Genomic DNA, 15,976 nt, shown 5'->3' with positions numbered 1-15,976 from the left:
CTTCCTTCTCCCGGGATCGTCCGACGACGCTTACAGTAGTCGACACGCTGCAGGAGCCGGCAGGAGTTTCCGCGTGGAGCCAGATGATCTTTGGGTCGTGGAGACCGGACTGACGCTGGGCACCTGCTGGTTCAGCGAGCTACTCGGCTCCACCGTCAACGGCGTGCTGCGATCGACACCGATGTGAGTACCGGGGGTTCTGCGGCAAATCATCGACTGCCGTAGAGAAATTCTCGGGTCCGACCGTCGGCCGGCGCGAACAGCTCGACGGTGTACTCGTCGATCGTGACGTCGCGGGCCGAGGTCAAGGCGGCGGCCATGGTGAAGAAACTCAGTTCGCCGTCGGGATGTCTCAGCCGCAGAGGCACCACGACCGAGTCGTCCACGGATTCGGACTCCTCATCGGAATCGCTTGAGTACGCATATAGTTCGCGGGCGAGATCGGCAAGGACGCGATCCCCGGTCCACTCCGCACGCCGACGCACCTGACCGATCAGATGGTTCCGTATCGTCGCGAGGTTGGCGATCCGCGGGGCCACACCGTCGGGATGCAGGGTCAGCCGTAGGACGTTGGCGGGCGGTTCGAGCAGGTGCGGCGCACATCCGTCGAGCAGCACTGCGATCGTCCCGTTGGCTTCGACCAGCCCCCAATGGCGGTCGCAGATGACCGCGGGCACCGGCTCGACAGCGGCGATCATCTGCGACAGCTCACTGCGCACCACCGCGAGCTCGGGGTCGTCGGGCCGATGATGGGAGTAGACCGGAGCATGACCGGCCGCCAGGAGAATCCGATTGCGTTCGCGCAGAGGTATTTCCAGATGCTCTCCGAGATGAACGATCAGCTCGGTGCTGGGCACCGAGCGCCCGGTCTCGACGAAACTCAGATGCCGAGCGCTGATCCCGACCTGCAAGGAGAGCGCGAGCTGTGAGAGCCCCTTGCGAAGCCGCCAGTCCCGCAGCATCTTTCCGGCACGATCTGATTCGCTCGTCCGTACCGGCTCGGTGGTGGCAAACATGACCTCCAAGGTAATTGACCACGCAACCCCGCGAACAGTGGAATGGAACCGACGAGAGGAGCTCGATATGACCACGACCGCCGACACCGACACCTCGCCCGACATCGACGTCCCACGGTGGCTGCGGATGATCATGCGCAGCGACCGCTTCGGCTCGTCGTCCTACATCGTGGTGAGCCTCTTGTTCGCGCCGATTCTTCTTCTGCTCGACGGGTGGCCGGTGTTGCACACCATCGCGCTCGTGGCGCTCGCACTCGGCGGCCTGTGGCTGGGGCTTCTGGGTATCGCCATGGCCACCGGCCTGGCGATCGTTCTCCGCCGCGGCGTCGAGCTTCCGGAGCAGTACTGGAAGACCGTGTTCGACGACTACCCGGTGGATGATCCGGGTCGGTGACCCGATTGAGAACCAGCACCACCGCACCGCGTCTCGAGGCTCCTCGCCTAGCGGCTCGTCACACCTCGACGACCGGGAAGACCTCGACGACCGGTGCAGCTCAGGCGGGTTTTCCCCGGCCGACCCACCTTTCGATCACGGCGTTGACGGGGCCGACGGCGAACAACAGGAGCAGTGAGTACAGCCCCGAGCCCGGCACCACCAGCGTGATCACGATCGCGACGGTCAGCAGGATCGGGGTGCCGAAGTCGGGCAGCCGGGCAAGCCAGGCGTCGACGTCGTCGCCGGAGTGGAGCAGTTCGCGGTGCCGACGGCCCCACATCGACATCACCACCACCGACGCGATCGACAGCCACAGCACCGCCATATAGACGACGTTGGCTCCCTTGAGAGTGTTTCCACTGATCAGCGCGGTGACGAAGGGCAGCACCACGATGGTCAGCAGCCACGGCAGATGAAGGTTGAAGATCATCCGGTCGTAGGTCTTGAAGTACTCGAAGGTGCCGTGGTGGTTGCGCCACAGCACCCAGATCACGACGAAACTGATCAGGAAGCCGATGATCTCATCGGAATGCTCGTCGAATACCTGCCCCACCGTCGAGTCCTGGGCGACGTCGTGGATGATGTCGACGAGCGGCAGGACGAGCAACGTCAACGCGATCGCAACAACGGCGTCGGTGAAGGCGATCAGTCGGCGGAACCCGTCGTCGGTACGGCGTTCGTACTTCTCGGACATGTGATCAACCCTAGGTGTCATCCCCCGCCAATGATCGCCGACCTCGCGCAAACCGTGGCACCGGCGAGGATGCCTGTCGCACAATACGCACATGGTTGGCCTCGATCCCAGGATGGGCGCATTCGACGCGGTGATGTTCGGCATCGAGGACGACCCGCTGTTGCGGTCGTCGATCACGCTGGTCGCGATGCTCGACCGCGCACCTGATCTCGCGCTGGTGACCGACCGCACCGAACGACTGACCCGATTGCAGCCGCGCCTACGTCAGCGGGCCGTCGGTAATCCGATGTCGCTGGCTCCGCCACGCTGGGAGGTCGACCCGCATTTCGACGCCGGATTCCACCTGCGGTGGCGACGCGCACCAGGCGAACGCGAGGCGCTCGCCGAGGTCCTCGACTTCGCAGAGCGAATGAGCGAGGCCGACTTCGATCGTGCGCGCCCGCTGTGGGAGGCCGCGATCATCACCGGCCTCGTCGACGATCAGGCCGCGCTGATCGTGAAGATCCACCACTGCATCACCGACGGCATCGGTGGTCTGGCAATGGCTGCCTCGCTGTTCGACCTCTCCCGCGATGCCCCGGAACCCGGAGACATGCCGACGGTGCCGGCCGCCGAACCGTCGAGCCTGATCCATCGGGTCGAGCAGGCCGTGGGGTTCGAGGTCCGCGCCGCCGCCTACGACGCCGCCCGGCTCGCACGACTGGCGTTCTCGACCGGCAGGACCGCCGTCACCAACCCCGTCGGTGTGACCCGACAGGCCGTCGACACCGCGGCGTCGACGATTCGGATGCTCGCACCCCAGGGCCGTCCGCTGTCCACCTTGATGTCGGATCGCTCACTGTCGGTGGACTTCTCGGTGGTGGAGGTGCCTCTCGATGCCCTCAAGTCCGCCGCACGCCGGCATGACACCACGCTCAACACCTGTTTCCTGGCGGTGGTGACCGCAGCGCTGCGCGACTATCACGTCGCGTTGGGCGAGCAATTGCGCCGAGTCCGGGTCAACATGCCGGTCAGTGTGCGGACCGACTCCGACGAGGCAGCCGGGAATCATTGGGTACCCGCACGTTTCGTGATGCCGGCCGAACCGGCCGACGTCAGTGGTCTGCTCCGACGGATCGAGCCCGTGGTGCGGCGGGCCCAACACGATCCGGCACTGCGCGCCTCGACCATCGTCTACCAGTTGCTCGCCTCATTGCCGGCCCCGCTGACCACCTCGATCGCGGGTTCGTTGATGAAGGGGGTCGACGTCGCCGCGACGAACGTCCCCGGCCCACCGATGCCGGTCTACACCGCGGGCGCCAAGGTCACCAAGCTCATCCCGTTCGCACCCAAGTCGGGGGCCGCGGTCAACGTGGGACTGATGTCCTACGCCGGCGGCGTCTTCCTCGGCGTGAACTGCGATCCCGCGGCCGTCACCGACAGCCGGTTGTTCACCGAATGCGTGCGGACAGCACTCGCCGATCTGCTGCACCCCCGCGGACCCCAACCACCCGACCGGCGCCTGACGGCGGTGATCGATCACTCTGATACGAGCGATCAGGAAGCGAAAGCGGTTGTCACGGTGTCCTCGTCGAGACCGTAGTCGGCCAGCCGGTAGGTGTGGCGGGGTGCTCGCGCCCCCGAACGGCTCTCCTCGTCGAGCACCCGCATCGCCGCTCGAGCCGCGTCGGACACCGATGCCCCCAATGCCGCGTACACGCGGTCGACGACGCCGAACGGGTCTGCTCGCAATTCGTCGAACTCGACGTCGACGAACTGTGCGGGGTCGTATCGCTGTCGGGCACTCGAGAATTCGCGCAGACCACGCGACCACAGTTCGAGCTGTGAGGCACCAATCCGCTCGCCGACGAAGGTCGTCGACCACCCCGGAGTGGCATGTTCGGCGAGGCTGCACATGGAGGCGATGATCGTTTCCGGCGCCCGATGTGTCTGGATCACCAGAGCATCGGGATAGGTGGCCATCAGCGCATCCAAGGCGAACAGGTGGCTGGGATTCTTGAGTACCCAGCGCTTTTCGGGATCGTTGGAGCCGATGAGCTGCAGGTTGCGTTTGTGTCGGGCGTACGCGGGCGTCCAGTCCTGGCCGGCGAGCCAGCGCGAATAAGTGGGCAGGTACGCCAGTGACTCGTAGGAGATCGACATCATGCTCTGCCGCAACAACTGCCAGCATTCCTCGACTTCGGCCGCATCCATGTAGTGCAGTCCCAGGAACTCCGGGTTCTCCACGTGGTGTTGGGCGAAGCCCGCGTTGATCTGTGTGAACACCGGGTTTTCCGACCACGTCTCGCGCGGCGGACGCGGCTGCGGGACGTCGCACAACCACATCTCGAGGCCCTGATGGGCGGGATCGGCGGTGAGCAGCCGATGCAGTGCGGTGGTCCCGGTACGCGGCAGCCCGGTGACGAAGATCGGCCGGGTGATCGGCACGTCGACGTAGCCGGGGTTGGCCTTCCACGACGCCTCGCTCAGCAGCCGCGCCACCAGCGCCCCCTTGAGGAAGTACCGGAACATCTTGCTGCCGAGTTCGGTGAGCCCGGCCTCTTCGGCGTACGAGGTGAGCAGGATCGCCAGCGCCTCGCGGTACCCGTCATCGCCGAAATCATCCAGACCGGTTGCCCGCATGGCTGATTCGTGGAGGTCGTCGACGGTACCCACGGTCGTCAGCGGCGATCTAGTCATGGTATTCACCGCAGTTCACGTCGAGGGTGTGACCGGTGATGGCGCGGGCCATCGGCGAGGCGAGGAAGACCACCGCGTCGGCGATCTCATCAGGCTCGGGTAGGCGATGTAGGTCGGAGCGGCCCGCCCTCTGCTCGTAAACCTGCTCGGGGGTGATGCCGTACTTCTTGGCCACTTCGCCGAAGTACCACTTCAGCTGGTCGTCCCAGATGTAGCCGGGCGCCACCGAGTTGATCCGAATACCCTTGTCCCCCAGCTCGGTGGCCAGGGTCTGCGACATCGCGAGCATCGCCGACTTCGCCAGCTTGTAACTGCCGTAGCGGGGCTCGGAATGACGGATCACCATCGAGTTGATGTTGACGATCGACCCGTTCCTCTCGGCAAGCGAATCGGTGAACGCCTTGATCACCCGCAGGGTGCCGAGCACGGTCAGGTCCAGACTCGCGCTGATCTGGTCGAAGTCGGTGCGGGCCAACGGTTTCATCGACGGCAACGCGAAAGCGTTGTTCACCAGCACATCGACACCGCCGAATTCGCCGACGGCGGCGCTCACCAGTGCGTCGACGGCGTCGTCGTCGGTGATGTCGGTCGGCACGACGAGCGTGGGCGTGTCGAGTTCGGCGGCCACCTCCTTGAGCCTGGATTCGGTCCGAGCCGCGAGCACCACACTCGCTCCGGCAGCCGCGGCACGAACGCAGATCGATCGTCCGAGCCCGGGCCCGACACCCGACACGACGACGACCTTGCCGGCCAACAGTCCGTCACTCATGCGAGCATCCTCTCGGCAAAGCCTCGCTGCCGCTGCGCTATTCGTTGCGCCCAGCCGTCCGCGTCGATCCGGTTGTGCTCGAGATACGGCAGGTGCGCCGCCACGTCGCCGACGTCGATGACCTGTGCCGTCGGGCCCTGTTCGCCGGTGATCGCTCGGTCGGTCCGCTGCCAGCGGAACTGCATGATCCCGCGTTCGCGCCCGGTGGTCTCGATCCAGTTGGTGATGTGCGGATCGGTGTGGGAGATCACCATGCGGATCATGCCGTCTGGATCGACCTGCGCCTGAGCCGAATTCAGGCTCGTTTGATGATGGACGTAGTCCAGTGAGATGTACCAGAGGCTGCCGAGCTGGAATCCCTGGTAGGGCGCCTCGGACTTCGGGACGGTGACGAGGATCGCCTCGTCGGGGGCAAGACGATAGTGGCCGACCGACGAGAACTGGGTGGCCAGCCCACCGGGTGTCAACCGCGGCGGGGTGAAGGTGTTCACCGGCTCGTCGAGGTAGAACCACTTGGGAAAGTTGAACCAGGTGTTGATGCGCGCGGTCAACATCTTGGCCGCGGTCCGGTAGCGACGCGTGACGCGTTCGAGATCCGGTTCGGTGGGCGCGGTTCCGCTCGTGTCGACGCGTTCGATGGCAATGGCACCCTTGCGCTGCGCCCAGTCGGAGTAGACCTCGCGCACCGACAGTGTGGTGGCGCCGTCGGGCAGGACGAACTCGTCCGCGCCGCCCGGTGCGCTGCCCGCGGGGCGGAAGACGATCTCGAAGACGCCGTCGTCGGCGATGGTGATGCGCCGGTCGTCGAACGCATCGTCACCGCCCGGGACCTCATCGGGGGTGTAATCTCCGCGCAGCACTTGAAAACTCAGGTCGGCAGTGGTGCCCCGCCGACCCCACACCCGGTAGGTTCCGGCGGGGTCGATGTCGGCGTGATAGTAGAGGGTGTCGGGGTTGTCCAGGCCCATCTTGGTGTACGGCCCGGTCGAGGCGACGAACACCGGGTGGCTGAGGTTGCGGGTACGAACCAGGTGACCGATCGCCGAGATGCTGCCGGCGAGATAGTCGAGACCCTCGGCCAGATCCTGTTCGCTGCTCACGAATTCCGCTGAACGGATCAGCTTCTCGGCCTCGGCGATGGCATCGGTGAACGGCTTGGTGGCCTGTTCGGCGATCGTGATGCTCGGTGCACTCATAGCCAGGTGTCCCCTCCGGTCCAGGTCAGGAAGTTCTCGAGTTCGGCCTGCGCGGGAGTCACGCGCGGGTGCTCGGTGGAGAGGTATCCGCCGCGGTAGAACAACAACGGCTTGTCCTGCAACACTTCTCCCAGCGTCTGTGCGCGGCCGATGACGATGTGGTGATCACCACCGTCGGCGACCTGGTCGATGGTGCATTCCGCCCAGGTCAGGCAGTGCCGGATGACCGGCAGTCCCGCGGGCGAAGGGTCCCACACCACGCCGGAGAACTTGTCCTCGCGCGGCGCACCGAAATTCGCGCTCACGTCCTGCTGACGATTCGAGAGCACGTTGACGCAGAAGGCGCCCCGCTGCTCGATCACCGACCACGTTCGTGAGGTCTTCTGCGGACAGAACAGCACCAGCGGCGGGTCGAGGGACAACGCCGCAAACGACTGGCAGGCGAATCCGGCCGGCTGGTCGTCGGCGGTGAGCGTGGTGATCACGGTGACGCCGGTGCAGAACTGCCCCATCGCGGTGCGGAACTGTCGGGAGTCGAAATCGGCAGAGCCGTAGGGGGTATGGGCGCTCATGGCCGACTCGTCGCTACTGGGAGAATCCGACGGTGAAGTCATGTCCCCAGAGGCTGACTGCGGTGCTCTCCCGCGCGATCCAGTCGTCGTCGGCGACGGTTCTTCCCTCACAACCGAATTCGACGTCGAATCCACCGGGTGTCTTCATGTAGAAGGAGAGCATGAGGTCGTTGACGTGCCGACCGAGGGTCGCCGACATCTTCACCTTGCGGCGCAACGCCCGATCGAGGCACAGACCCACGTCGTCGGAGTTCTCGACCTCGACCATGAGATGCACGATGCCCGTCGAATTGGGGATCGGCAGGAACGCCAGCGAGTGATGCCGTGGATTGCAGCCGAGGAAGCGCAGCCACGGCACCTCGTCGCCTTCTTCGCGGCCGACGGCCTGCGGTGGCAGTCGCATCGAATCGCGCAGCGAGAAGCCGAGGACGTCGCGATAGAACTCCAGTGCGGCCTTGTCGTCGTCGCAGGTGAGCACCACATGCCCGAGGCCCTGCTCGCCGGTGACGAAGCGGTGACCATACGGACTGACGATACGTCGATGCTGCAGCGCCACACCGTGAAACGCCTCGATGGTGTTGCCGGCCGGGTCGGTGAACACGATCATCTCGACGACCTGCCGCTCGAGCAGTTCCTCGTCCTTGGCCTCGCGATAGACGACGCCGACCGCCGACAACCGATCTCGGACGTCTTGGAGCGCCGACGCGTTGGCGCATTCCCAGCCGGAGGACGCCAGCCGGTCGTGCTCGCCCGGCACGATCACCAGGCGAGCCGGGAAATCGTCCATCCGCAGGTAGAGCGCGCCGTCGACGGTACCGGCGCCCTCGACCATGCCGAGAACCTTCAGGCCGTACTCGCGCCAGGCGTCGACGTCGGTCGCCTCGATGCGCATGTACCCCAGGGAACGGATGGGACTGTCGGTCATGTGCTGGGTGCTCCTGTCCTCGCGTGTGCTGTCCACCGGATCGGCGTGAATCAGATCGACGTGGATCAGACCATGGTGTCGCCGACGGGAATCCCGAACTCCCCGTTGCCGAATGCGACGTAGGCACGCTCGGGGTCATTGGCGGCGTGGACGCGTCCGGCGTGTGCGTCGCGCCAGAACCGCTGGATCGGCGAATCCACGTTCAGCGCACCGGCACCCGAGTTCTCGAAGAGACTGTCGATCGACTCGATCGCGCGGCCGGTGGCGCGCACCTGGTCGCGCCGGGCGGCCAGCCGCAGCTCCATCGGGATCTCCTCGCCGGCGAGGATGAGGTCGTATTCGGCCTGCAGGTTGCCCGACACCTGACGCCAGGCGGCGTCGATGTCGCTGGCGGCGCCGGCGATCCGGACCTTGGCGAACGGATCGTCCTTGGACTTCTCGCCCGCGTAGGCGGCGCGAACGCGCTTGCCCTGATGTTCGACGTGCGCATGGTAGGCGCCGTAGGCCATTCCGATGATCGGCGTCGAGATGACGCTGGGATGAATGGTGCCCCACGGCATCTTGTAGACCGGCGCGGTGTTCCGCTCGAGGCCGGGACTGCGGTATTCGGCCATGGTACGCATCGATAGTACGCGGTGGGTCGGGACGAAGGCGTCCTTGACCTCGAGGGTGTTGGAGCCGGTGCCCTTGAGCCCGACCACATTCCACACATCCTTGATCGTGTAGTCCGAGCGGGGCAGCAAGAAGCTGACGAAGTCGACGGGCTTGCCGCGCTTGATGACCGGCCCACCCACGAAAGTCCAATCGGCGATCTCGCATCCCGACGAGAACGCCCAGTTGCCGTTCACCTTGTACCCACCGTCGACGACCTCGCCCATCCCCATCGGGGCGTACGACGAGGAGATTCGGACCGTGGTGTCGTTGCCCCACACGTCCTCCTGCGCCTGCTGGTCGAAGAGCGCAAGATGCCAGTTGTGGATACCGATGATCCCCGACACCCAGCCGGTGGACCCGCACGCCGTCGACAGACGCCGAACGGCCTCGTAGAAGGTCACCGGATCGACCTGATAGCCGCCCCACTGCTCGGGCTGCATGAGTCGGAAGAAGCCCGCGCTCTCGAGGCTGGAGACCGTCTCGTCGGGAATCCGACGCAGATCCTCGGTCTGCTGCGCACGCTGCTCGAGTTCGGGCAGCAACGCGTTGATCTTCTCCAGGACCTGCGCGCCGGCCTCGCTGCGCCGACTCGGATCGCTCTCTCGTGCTGGCATCTCACCCATCCCTGTTCTCTTCACTGTGTGTCTTCTCGTGTGCTCGTCCCCCAACCAGCACCGGCGTGACGCGTACCGATTCCAAGACTAGAACACGTTCTCATTTATGTCGAGTACTGGGACTTTGTGCCCATTTCCTGCCCGTATCCGGGTTCGTCGGCCGCGGTCCGCTGCTATTTTTGTAACATGTTCTAATATCGGCTGTACGCGATTCGCATGCAGCGCCACGATGGGAGAGATCCGAATGGCTGTGAGCACAGGCACCCCGACCGCAACCTCGGCCGCCGACGCGGCCGATTCGGGCGTGCGGGAGATCGACACCGGCACCCCACCGACCCGCTTCGCCCGCGGATGGCACTGCCTGGGCCTGGTGGGCGAGTTCGCCGACGGCAAGCCGCACTCGGTGCAGATCTTCGGCACCAAGCTCGTCGTCTGGACCGACACGTCGGGACAGATCCAGGTGCTCGACGCCTACTGCCGACACATGGGTGGCGATCTGTCACAGGGCAGCGTCAAGGGTGACAACGTCGCCTGCCCGTTCCACGGCTGGCTGTGGAAGGGCAACGGACGCTGCGCCGGTGTTCCCTATGCCAAGCGCAACCCGAAGCTCGCCAAGACCCGGGCGTGGCCGACCATGGTTCGCAACGGGCAGGTGTTCGTCTACAACGACCCGGAAGGCAATCCTCCCCCGGAGGAAATCATCATCCCGGAGCTGTCGGAGGTCGACAGCGACGAGTGGACCGCGTGGACGTGGAATCGGATCGTCATCGAGGGTTCCAACTGCCGCGAGATCATCGACAACGTCGTCGACATGGCGCACTTCTTCTACGTGCACTTCGCACTCCCAGACTACTTCAAGAACGTCTTCGAGGGTGAGACCGCGGCGCAATACATGAATTCCCATGGGCGCCCCGACATCTCGTTGGGCACCGCCTACGGCGACACCCGCCTGGAGTCGATCGCGGCCTATTACGGGCCCTCGTACATGCTGAATCCGATGGTGCAGTACTACGGCGGCTACGCCATCGAGACCATCCTCACCAACTGCCACTACCCCATCGACGCCAATTCGTTCGTCCTCATGTATGGCGTGATGGCCAAGATCCCCGAGGGCCTCTCACCGGAGCAGGCCGACAAGATGGCCCAGAAGATCACCGCGGGCATCGAGGTCGGTTTCCTGCAGGACGTCGAGATCTGGAAGCACAAGACGCGCATCGACAATCCACTCCTCGTCGAGGAGGACGGACCGGTCTATCAGCTGCGTCGCTGGTACGAGCAGTTCTACGTCGACAAGGCCGATGTCACCGACGAGATGACCCAGCGCTTCGAGTACGAGATCGACACCACCAAGGCCGTCGAGAGCTGGAACATCGAAGTGCAGGAGAACATTCGGCGCCGCGAGGAACTCGAGGCGCAACAGGCCGACTCGTCCGCCGAGACGACTGAGTCGCGGGTCTGAACCGATGACCCGCGCGGGCTGGGCAAAGGCTCCCGACCACACCGACGACCCGCAACTCCTCGCCCGGGTTCACGAGGCCACCGCCCGCGACCGCGACCACTATCTGCGCGGCGGTATGACGGAGATCGAATGCCGGTCCTGCCACGCCTGTGTGATGGTCAAGAAGACCAGTCCGCACCACACCAGCGTGCAGTGGAACCCCAGCGCCCGGGCGCGCTGCGACGAACTCGAGGAGATCCGGCGGATCGGCGGCAACCCGGCGATGATGCGGACGTGTCCGCGACTCTCGGCGAGTATCGATCACGGTGTCGCCGAGGGGATCATCCCGGCGCAGTCTCCCGAATCAGACCCCGACGGATACTGGTGAGCGGTGCGAGCACCACGCTCAGCACCGCGAGGATCAGGGTGGCGATCACGCCCCACGCCGGCGACAACAGCGGGCCCGGCGCGTCGATGGCATCGTTGACCGCGGCGTCGAACAGGTGCCCCGCCGGGTCGGCGATCACCATCGCGGCCACGACGATCGTCGCCACCCCCGCCGCCACGATCACCGCCGACACGGCGAGTACGCCGATGGTGTTGCGGCGAAACGGCTTCCACCAACCCAGCAGCGCCGCCAGGGCGATGACGATGCCGAACACAAGAGTGAGCAACGCCGGCCGTTCGGTGTGGGCGGAGAAGGCCGCCTCGACGTCGGCGGTCGCGGCCGCTCTGGCGCTGACCCCTCCGAGCCCGCTCACCTGAAGTTGCGCCCCCTGATCGGAGGCACCCCAGCTCGCTTGCGCGCAGCCCACGATCGCCAGACCCACGACCACCAACGCCGGCCACAGGAACGGCCGAATTCTCTCGAGGCTCACCGTCCCAGCGTGCCACGCGCTCCTGCGGGGGCGGCGAGCAACGCACCGTCGACGATCCCGGCGACGGTCCGGGCCGCGACGATCCCCCAGGCCAGGAACAGGGCAACGAATCCTGCGCCTGCGATCACCGCGAACATCGTGTGCCCGGTGGTCGCCGCCAATGCCGACGACCCGGTCACGAAGGTGCCCAGCGGGAAGGTGAACGACCACCAGGTCAGGCCGAACGGCAGTCCGCGGCGTACCGACCGCGCGGTGATGGCGGTGGCGACGACGATCCAGATCACCGCCGCGGCCCACACCGCGAGCGCGTAGTCGTGGGCGAGGGCGCCGAGGACGCCGGCGGTAGCCGCTCCGGTCACCCCGGTGGCAACGTGGGCGAGCAGGCACGCCGCGGTCACCGATTGTCCGAGCGGTCCGAGGACGATCCACCATGTCGGTGCCAGGCCGGTGGGCCCCGTTCCGCGCGTCACCAGGGAACCGATCACCGAGACCACGATCGGCGCGGCGAGGACCAGCGAGAACACGAAGGCCGCGACCCCGATGACCAGCAGCGCGCGGCGTGCACCGGGCTCGTCGAACGCCCCGGCGAGCACCGCGGCCGCCGATGCCGACACCATCGGCGGGACCACCGACATCAGCCAACCCCCGAACGGTTCCGGCCGGTTCGATTCCGGCCGGTTCGGCCCTTCGGGGTCCCCCGCTCGGCCGAGGAGGTGGCGGGCCGGAATCAACAGTGCCGTCGCGACTCCGCCGAGCGTGCCGAGGGTGAAGCACACGACGTCGATGACGAGCGCGGCGCTCGGCCCGATCACGTGGACGCCGGCCACCAGGGTCGACGTGCCGACGGTCAGCGTCGCCATCGGCACCGCGCCGTAGAAGTGCGCGATCACCGGATGCCGCAGGTGGGCGCGTGCGGCGTCGCGGTGGCGACGCCAGTGCATGACGGTCGCGGCGATCACCCCGAGGTAGACGAGGCACGCGAGCAACCAGAACACGATCGACAGCGCGGTCAGCAGTGTGCCGTGGCCGAGCCCGTGCGCGGCGACGGCGAGGATGCCGGTGCCCATCACCGTCGCGAACCAGTTCGGCGGCACATGGGCGAAGTGGGTCCGGACCGGTGGTTCGCGCAACGTCATGCACCTACGCTCGCCGATCGACGTCGCGGCAGGTAGAGGGCGATTCCCTGCAAGAGTTACAACGGATGGTTGTAACCTGGGAGGGTGTTGAGTCCGCGCATGCCCGACCTACCCTCGGTGGAGACACTGCTCGCAGTGGTCACCACCGGCAGCCTCAACGCCGCCGCAGGCGAGTTGGGGATCACCCAGCAGGCCGTGTCGGCACGGATGCGGGCACTGGAGGCCACGCTCGGGGTCTCGCTGCTGACCCGCTCCCCTACCGGCACCGCACCCACCGAGGCCGGAATCCTGGTGTCGGAGTGGGCTGATCGGCTTCTCGGCCTGGCCTCGGAGTTCGACGCCGGGCTCGCCGCGCTACGTCGCGAACGACGCGACGAGCTGCGGCTGGCCGCCAGTCTGACAGTTGCCGAACATCTCCTTCCGCAATGGTTGGTGTCGTTCGGGCAGAGCGTCGAGCACGCACCCAAGGTGTCGTTCACCGCGACGAACTCCGAGCACGCCTGCGAGCTGGTCCGGTCCGGCGACGTCGAACTCGGCTTCGTCGAGGGCCCGCAGGTGGCCCCCGGGGTACGCAGTCGCGTCGTGGCCCACGACACCCTGGTGCTCGTCGTACCGCCCGGGCATCCGTGGACTCGTCGGCGCACGGCGGTGAGCGCCGACGAGTTGGCCCGCACCCCGCTGGTGACCCGCGAATCCGGTTCCGGGACAAGACTCTTCCTGGACACCATGCTGGCCGCGGCCCACGACCCCGACATGTCCCGGGCACAACCGGTGCTCGAGTTGTCGACGACCGCGGCAGTACGCTCGGCGGTCATCGCCGGCGCCGGACCGGCGGTCGTGTCCGATCTGTCGGTACGTGACGACCTCGGTCGTCGGCTCACCGCCGTGCCGGTGTCCGGGCTCGATCTGCGCCGCGCCCTGCGGGCGGTGTGGATCGGTGGCGACGAACCGCGCGCCGGTGCGGCACGCGACTTCCTCACGCACGTCACGAGATCGGCAGGTCGGCCGTGACACCGATGAGTTTCGACGAGGATGGAGGTCTCACCTCTGGCACCAATCGTCTGTCACCAATCGTCATCGGAAACAGGAGTTCACCATGACCGCATATTCCGCCCCCGTGGGCGCACCGATCTGGTTCGACCTGATGAGCAGCGAGCCGGCGAAGGCCGCCGAGTTCTACCAGGCCCTCTTCGGCTGGGAGGTCGAAGGTCCACCACGCGAGGAGTTCGGCGGCTATCAGAACTTCACCCTGCACGGCAAACGCGTCGCCGGGCTCAGTCCGTACATGGCCGAAGGTGGTGGCCCGTCCGACATCTGGTCGCTCTACCTGCGTACCGATGACCCGGAGACCACCGTCAAGAACGTCGAAGCCGCGGGTGGTTCGATCATGGTGCCGCCCATGGCAGTCGGCGAGGAGGGCACCATGATGGTCACCGTCGACAACGCCGGAGCCGTCATCGGGTTCTGGAAGCCCAACCAGCATCATGGTTTCACCGAGTGGGGTGTGCACGGAGCGCCCTACTGGTTCGAACTCGCCACCCGCGACTACCCGGCCTCACTCGCGTTCTACACCGAGACCGTTGGCGCCCGCGCCGACACCGTCATCGACAACACCGGTCAGGAGGTCGCCCCCGGCGGGCCGCTGCGCTACTCGCAGCTGTTCTTCGGGGAGACCGCGTACGCCGGCGTCATGGACGCCACCGGACTGTTCGGCGACGCCCCGTCGTTCTGGCAGATCTACATCTGCGTCGACGACGTCGCCGCGACCGTCGCACAGGCCGCCGGTCTCGGCGGTGAGATCGTCATGCCCGGCGAGGACACCCCGTACGGCACCCTCGCCGTCATCAAGGACCCGTTCGGCGCGATGATCTGCCTCGGCCACCCGCCGGCCGGGATGTAGGCGACGGATCGGGCGGCGCCTGCCCGGCGCGGCATGAACTCGTGAACGCGGCCCGTGCAAAGACCGCGTCTACGAGTTCAGGCCGCGTCTTGGTGTCGATGGAGCCGATCCGTCCCCTCGTGCGTCCAACCCTGCATGACACGCTTTCCCACAGACGAACATGACATCATCTACCGACACGCCTGCCTTACGGCCGGTTTCACCGACACCGATCTCGCCAGAGCACGCAGCCACGGCGAAATCACCCAACTGGTAAGAGGCGCCTACATCCCCGCGCAGCACCGTGAACGCGCCGAAATCCATCGCTTGGCCGTCATCGCCACCAGCCGCCTTGGACGATTTGACGAGTCGGTACCCAGCCACCAATCCGCTGCCGCACTGCACCGGCTGCCGATGCTCTCACCCAACTTCCGCCGCATCCACACGACCACCGGCCGCGCTCGCGGTGGCGGACGAACAGCGACGCGACACAACCACGTCGGCATCGTTCCTCCCGACCACCTCATCGAGATCGACGGCGTCATCGTTCCAGGTATTGAGTACGTGGCCGTCGACGTGGCGTGCACCACCACGGCGGGATTCGCCGGGGCACTTGCAGTCTTCGACGCGGCGCTGCGTGCCGGCGCCGATCGGGCGACGATGGAGTCGTTGCTGCGCGGGGTTCGACGTGGGGTCGGCGTCGCGCGGCGCGCTCTGCATCACGCCGACGGCAACGCTGAAAGCCCCGGCGAGTCGGAGGAGCCGAGCACAGATGATCGAAGCCGGCATTCCCTCGGCACGGCTCCAGCACCGCTTCTACGACGCGGAGGGCAACGAGATCGCCCGGACCGACTTCGATTGGAGTGGAGTCCTCGTCGGCGAGTTCGACGGAAAAGTCAAGTATCAGAAGCACTTACGGCCAGGAGAGGATGCGGCCGACGCCGTCACCCGCGAAAAGATTCGCGAAGACCGCTTACGCGCCCAAGGCATCATGGTCATCCGCTGGGTGTGGGCCGACCTCGAAGCCGGGACCGTCGTCACCCGCATCCGTCGGTGGCTGACCCACTTCGCCTTGATGGCAGCGTGAAGT

At 66.2% G+C, this 15,976-nt stretch carries 18 protein-coding genes; 7 read left to right on the top strand and 11 right to left on the bottom strand.

Annotation, left to right across the window (positions count from 1 at the left end; translation table 11 throughout):
• Positions 1–209: 209 nt before the first annotated feature.
• Positions 210–1,016 carry a helix-turn-helix domain-containing protein gene (locus tag GOPIP_RS11435; RefSeq protein WP_244421138.1) on the bottom strand — a complete coding sequence of 269 codons (807 nt, stop codon included), beginning with the start codon at positions 1,014–1,016 and terminating at the stop codon, positions 210–212.
• A gap of 67 nt (positions 1,017–1,083) precedes the next feature.
• Between GOPIP_RS11435 and GOPIP_RS11430 the strand changes: the two genes are divergently transcribed.
• The gene (locus tag GOPIP_RS11430; protein ID WP_006369810.1) at positions 1,084–1,410 is read left to right on the top strand and encodes a hypothetical protein; all 327 of its coding nucleotides are present in this window, start codon (positions 1,084–1,086) and stop codon (positions 1,408–1,410) included.
• A 100-nt stretch (positions 1,411–1,510) separates the two neighbouring features.
• Here GOPIP_RS11430 and GOPIP_RS11425 read toward each other — a convergent pair whose 3' ends face one another.
• Positions 1,511–2,146, bottom strand: a complete 636-nt coding sequence (locus GOPIP_RS11425; protein WP_006369809.1) for a TMEM175 family protein — start codon at positions 2,144–2,146, stop codon at positions 1,511–1,513.
• A gap of 91 nt (positions 2,147–2,237) precedes the next feature.
• Here GOPIP_RS11425 and GOPIP_RS11420 point away from each other — a divergent pair, with 91 nt between their 5' ends.
• Positions 2,238–3,728: a wax ester/triacylglycerol synthase domain-containing protein gene (locus tag GOPIP_RS11420; protein WP_244421137.1), complete on the top strand. Its 1,491-nt coding sequence runs from the start codon at positions 2,238–2,240 to the stop codon at positions 3,726–3,728.
• Here GOPIP_RS11420 and GOPIP_RS11415 read toward each other — a convergent pair.
• From GOPIP_RS11415 to hsaA, 6 genes are all read right to left on the bottom strand, one after another.
• Complete coding sequence (locus GOPIP_RS11415; RefSeq protein ID WP_006369807.1) at positions 3,683–4,825, bottom strand: sulfotransferase family protein; 1,143 nt, start codon at positions 4,823–4,825, stop codon at positions 3,683–3,685. The two genes, GOPIP_RS11420 and GOPIP_RS11415, sit on opposite strands and share 46 nt — an antisense overlap.
• Positions 4,818–5,594, bottom strand: coding sequence for an SDR family oxidoreductase (locus GOPIP_RS11410; protein WP_006369806.1), 777 nt, complete (start codon positions 5,592–5,594; stop codon positions 4,818–4,820). Before GOPIP_RS11410 ends, GOPIP_RS11415 begins: the two co-directional genes overlap by 8 nt.
• Complete coding sequence (locus tag GOPIP_RS11405; protein ID WP_006369805.1) at positions 5,591–6,790, bottom strand: hypothetical protein; 1,200 nt, start codon at positions 6,788–6,790, stop codon at positions 5,591–5,593. The genes GOPIP_RS11410 and GOPIP_RS11405 overlap by 4 nt, the downstream gene beginning before the upstream one ends.
• Positions 6,787–7,362: a 3-hydroxy-9,10-secoandrosta-1,3,5(10)-triene-9,17-dione monooxygenase reductase subunit gene (gene hsaB / locus GOPIP_RS11400; protein WP_006369804.1), complete on the bottom strand. Its 576-nt coding sequence runs from the start codon at positions 7,360–7,362 to the stop codon at positions 6,787–6,789. The genes GOPIP_RS11405 and hsaB overlap by 4 nt, the downstream gene beginning before the upstream one ends.
• A 13-nt stretch (positions 7,363–7,375) precedes the next feature.
• Positions 7,376–8,287, bottom strand: coding sequence for an iron-dependent extradiol dioxygenase HsaC (gene hsaC, locus GOPIP_RS11395; RefSeq protein WP_006369803.1), 912 nt, complete (start codon positions 8,285–8,287; stop codon positions 7,376–7,378).
• A gap of 65 nt (positions 8,288–8,352) precedes the next feature.
• On the bottom strand, positions 8,353–9,564 hold the full coding sequence (hsaA, locus tag GOPIP_RS11390) for a 3-hydroxy-9,10-secoandrosta-1,3,5(10)-triene-9,17-dione monooxygenase oxygenase subunit (RefSeq protein WP_006369802.1): 1,212 nt from the start codon (positions 9,562–9,564) through the stop codon (positions 8,353–8,355).
• A 235-nt stretch (positions 9,565–9,799) separates the two neighbouring features.
• On the opposite strand from hsaA, the gene GOPIP_RS11385 reads away from it, so the two are divergent.
• Together GOPIP_RS11385 and GOPIP_RS11380 are read left to right on the top strand one after the other, a co-directional pair.
• A complete protein-coding gene (locus GOPIP_RS11385; RefSeq protein ID WP_006369801.1) occupies positions 9,800–11,014 on the top strand; it encodes a 3-ketosteroid-9-alpha-monooxygenase, oxygenase component in 1,215 nt (404 codons plus the stop codon).
• A gap of 4 nt (positions 11,015–11,018) precedes the next feature.
• The gene (locus tag GOPIP_RS11380; protein WP_006369800.1) at positions 11,019–11,381 is read left to right on the top strand and encodes a hypothetical protein; all 363 of its coding nucleotides are present in this window, start codon (positions 11,019–11,021) and stop codon (positions 11,379–11,381) included.
• Here the strand turns inward: GOPIP_RS11380 and GOPIP_RS11375 are convergent.
• On the bottom strand, positions 11,335–11,871 hold the full coding sequence (locus GOPIP_RS11375) for a hypothetical protein (protein ID WP_006369799.1): 537 nt from the start codon (positions 11,869–11,871) through the stop codon (positions 11,335–11,337). The two genes, GOPIP_RS11380 and GOPIP_RS11375, sit on opposite strands and share 47 nt — an antisense overlap.
• A complete protein-coding gene (locus GOPIP_RS11370; RefSeq protein WP_006369798.1) occupies positions 11,868–13,007 on the bottom strand; it encodes a TDT family transporter in 1,140 nt (379 codons plus the stop codon). Before GOPIP_RS11370 ends, GOPIP_RS11375 begins: the two co-directional genes overlap by 4 nt.
• A gap of 99 nt (positions 13,008–13,106) precedes the next feature.
• Here GOPIP_RS11370 and GOPIP_RS11365 point away from each other — a divergent pair, with 99 nt between their 5' ends.
• Together GOPIP_RS11365 and GOPIP_RS11360 are read left to right on the top strand one after the other, a co-directional pair.
• Positions 13,107–14,018 carry a LysR family transcriptional regulator gene (locus GOPIP_RS11365; protein WP_006369797.1) on the top strand — a complete coding sequence of 304 codons (912 nt, stop codon included), beginning with the start codon at positions 13,107–13,109 and terminating at the stop codon, positions 14,016–14,018.
• Between the two features lie 85 nt (positions 14,019–14,103).
• Positions 14,104–14,907 (top strand): VOC family protein, encoded by an 804-nt coding sequence (locus tag GOPIP_RS11360; protein WP_006369796.1) that lies wholly within the window; start codon positions 14,104–14,106, stop codon positions 14,905–14,907.
• A gap of 399 nt (positions 14,908–15,306) precedes the next feature.
• Here the strand turns inward: GOPIP_RS11360 and GOPIP_RS29880 are convergent, their stop codons facing one another.
• On the bottom strand, positions 15,307–15,606 hold the full coding sequence (locus GOPIP_RS29880) for a hypothetical protein (RefSeq protein ID WP_373278836.1): 300 nt from the start codon (positions 15,604–15,606) through the stop codon (positions 15,307–15,309).
• 52 nt (positions 15,607–15,658) lie between these two features.
• Here GOPIP_RS29880 and GOPIP_RS29875 point away from each other — a divergent pair, with 52 nt between their 5' ends.
• Positions 15,659–15,973, top strand: a complete 315-nt coding sequence (locus tag GOPIP_RS29875) for a hypothetical protein (protein WP_006369794.1) — start codon at positions 15,659–15,661, stop codon at positions 15,971–15,973.
• Positions 15,974–15,976: the final 3 nt, after the last annotated feature.

Source organism: Gordonia polyisoprenivorans NBRC 16320 = JCM 10675 (assembly GCF_000241325.1).
Classification (GTDB): domain Bacteria; phylum Actinomycetota; class Actinomycetes; order Mycobacteriales; family Mycobacteriaceae; genus Gordonia; species Gordonia polyisoprenivorans.
The sequence above is the reverse complement of the archived record's forward strand: the minus strand, read 5'-3'. Positions and strand labels throughout refer to the sequence as shown.

Coding starts and splice junctions, on each gene's coding strand:
- GOPIP_RS11405 (WP_006369805.1), bottom strand. CDS start 6,790: ATGAGTGCACCGAGCATCACGATCGCCGAACAGGCCACCAAGCCGTTC.
- GOPIP_RS11385 (WP_006369801.1), top strand. CDS start 9,800: ATGGCTGTGAGCACAGGCACCCCGACCGCAACCTCGGCCGCCGACGCG.
- GOPIP_RS11380 (WP_006369800.1), top strand. CDS start 11,019: ATGACCCGCGCGGGCTGGGCAAAGGCTCCCGACCACACCGACGACCCG.
- GOPIP_RS11365 (WP_006369797.1), top strand. CDS start 13,107: ATGCCCGACCTACCCTCGGTGGAGACACTGCTCGCAGTGGTCACCACC.
- GOPIP_RS29880 (WP_373278836.1), bottom strand. CDS start 15,606: ATGCAGAGCGCGCCGCGCGACGCCGACCCCACGTCGAACCCCGCGCAG.
- hsaA (WP_006369802.1), bottom strand. CDS start 9,564: ATGGGTGAGATGCCAGCACGAGAGAGCGATCCGAGTCGGCGCAGCGAG.
- GOPIP_RS11415 (WP_006369807.1), bottom strand. CDS start 4,825: ATGACTAGATCGCCGCTGACGACCGTGGGTACCGTCGACGACCTCCAC.
- GOPIP_RS11370 (WP_006369798.1), bottom strand. CDS start 13,007: ATGACGTTGCGCGAACCACCGGTCCGGACCCACTTCGCCCATGTGCCG.
- GOPIP_RS11410 (WP_006369806.1), bottom strand. CDS start 5,594: ATGAGTGACGGACTGTTGGCCGGCAAGGTCGTCGTCGTGTCGGGTGTC.
- GOPIP_RS29875 (WP_006369794.1), top strand. CDS start 15,659: ATGATCGAAGCCGGCATTCCCTCGGCACGGCTCCAGCACCGCTTCTAC.
- GOPIP_RS11435 (WP_244421138.1), bottom strand. CDS start 1,016: ATGTTTGCCACCACCGAGCCGGTACGGACGAGCGAATCAGATCGTGCC.
- GOPIP_RS11360 (WP_006369796.1), top strand. CDS start 14,104: ATGACCGCATATTCCGCCCCCGTGGGCGCACCGATCTGGTTCGACCTG.
- GOPIP_RS11425 (WP_006369809.1), bottom strand. CDS start 2,146: ATGTCCGAGAAGTACGAACGCCGTACCGACGACGGGTTCCGCCGACTG.
- hsaC (WP_006369803.1), bottom strand. CDS start 8,287: ATGACCGACAGTCCCATCCGTTCCCTGGGGTACATGCGCATCGAGGCG.
- hsaB (WP_006369804.1), bottom strand. CDS start 7,362: ATGAGCGCCCATACCCCCTACGGCTCTGCCGATTTCGACTCCCGACAG.
- GOPIP_RS11420 (WP_244421137.1), top strand. CDS start 2,238: ATGGTTGGCCTCGATCCCAGGATGGGCGCATTCGACGCGGTGATGTTC.
- GOPIP_RS11430 (WP_006369810.1), top strand. CDS start 1,084: ATGACCACGACCGCCGACACCGACACCTCGCCCGACATCGACGTCCCA.